Source organism: Streptomyces sp. NPDC050388 (assembly GCF_040655635.1).
GTDB lineage: Bacteria > Actinomycetota > Actinomycetes > Streptomycetales > Streptomycetaceae > Streptomyces.
Genome location: NZ_JBFAKH010000253.1, coordinates 1 through 1,838, shown reverse-complemented (window position 1 = coordinate 1,838; position 1,838 = coordinate 1). Strand labels below are relative to the sequence as shown.

1 rRNA gene is annotated in these 1,838 nt (G+C 58.0%); it reads left to right on the top strand.

The window, feature by feature from the left end:
- A 23S ribosomal RNA gene (locus tag AB0I73_RS41170) occupies positions 1–1,838 on the top strand; the annotation flags it as partial.

Here is a 1,838-nt window from a genome sequence, read left to right as displayed (position 1 = left end):
GTCGTGACCGCGTGCCTTTTGAAGAATGAGCCTGCGAGTTTGCGGTGTGTTGCGAGGTTAACCCGGGTGGGGAAGCCGTAGCGAAAGCGAGTCCGAACAGGGCGCCTTCAGTAGCACGCTCAAGACCCGAAGCGGAGTGATCTAGCCATGGGCAGGTTGAAGCGGCTGTAAGAGGTCGTGGAGGACCGAACCCACCAGGGTTGAAAACCTGGGGGATGACCTGTGGTTAGGGGTGAAAGGCCAATCAAACTCCGTGATAGCTGGTTCTCCCCGAAATGCATTTAGGTGCAGCGTCGCGTGTTTCTTGCCGGAGGTAGAGCACTGGATAGGCGATGGGCCCTACCGGGTTACTGACCTTAGCCAAACTCCGAATGCCGGCAAGTGAGAGCGCGGCAGTGAGACCGTGGGGGATAAGCTCCATGGTCGAGAGGGAAACAGCCCAGAGCATCGACTAAGGCCCCCAAGCGTACGCTAAGTGGGAAAGGATGTGGAGTCGCACAGACAACCAGGAGGTTGGCTTAGAAGCAGCCATCCTTGAAAGAGTGCGTAATAGCTCACTGGTCTAGTGATTCCGCGCCGACAATGTAGCGGGGCTCAAGCGTACCGCCGACGTCGTGTCATTGCGATAGATACCCCCAACGGGGATCGTGATGGGTAGGGGAGCGTCGTGTGCCGGGTGAAGCAGCCGCGGAAGCGAGTTGTGGACGGTACACGAGTGAGAATGCAGGCATGAGTAGCGATACACACGTGAGAAACGTGTGCGCCGATTGACCAAGGGTTCCTGGGTCAAGCTGATCTGCCCAGGGTAAGTCGGGACCTAAGGCGAGGCCGACAGGCGTAGTCGATGGACAACCGGTTGATATTCCGGTACCCGCGGTGCAGCGCCAGACATCGAACCAGGCGATGCTAAGTCCGTGAAGCCGCCCCGATCTCTTCGGAGTTGAGGGGAGTGGTGGAGCCGACGGACCAGACCTGCAGTAGGTGAGTGATGGGGTGACGCAGGAAGGCAGTCCAGCCCGGGCGGTGGTTGTCCCGGGGCAAGGGTGTAGCCCGAGTGGTAGGCAAATCCGCCACTTATCAGGGTGAGACCCGATGCCGAGCCGATTGCGGCGAAGTGGATGATCCTATGCTGTCGAGAAAAGCCTCTAGCGAGTTGCACGGCGGCCCGTACCCCAAACCGACTCAGGTGGTCAGGTAGAGAATACCGAGGCGTTCGGGTGAACTATGGTTAAGGAACTCGGCAAAATGCCCCCGTAACTTCGGGAGAAGGGGGGCCACACCCGGTGATCGGATTTACTCCGTGAGCTGGGGGTGGCCGCAGAGACCAGCGAGAAGCGACTGTTTACTAAAAACACAGGTCCGTGCGAAGCCGTAAGGCGAGGTATACGGACTGACGCCTGCCCGGTGCTGGAACGTTAAGGGGACCGGTCAGTCTGGATTCGTCCAGGCGAAGCTGAGAACTTAAGCGCCAGTAAACGGCGGTGGTAACTATAACCATCCTAAGGTAGCGAAATTCCTTGTCGGGTAAGTTCCGACCTGCACGAATGGCGTAACGACTTCTCGACTGTCTCAACCATAGGCCCGGTGAAATTGCACTACGAGTAAAGATGCTCGTTTCGCGCAGCAGGACGGAAAGACCCCGGGACCTTTACTACAGTTTGATATTGGTGTTCGGTTCGGCTTGTGTAGGATAGCTGGGAGACCGTGAAGCCGCCACGCCAGTGGTGGTGGAGTCGTCGTTGAAATACCAGTCTGGTCGTGCTGGATGTCTAACCTGGGTCCGTGATCCGGATCAGGGACAGTGTCTGATGGGTAGTTTAACTGGGGCGGTTGCCTCC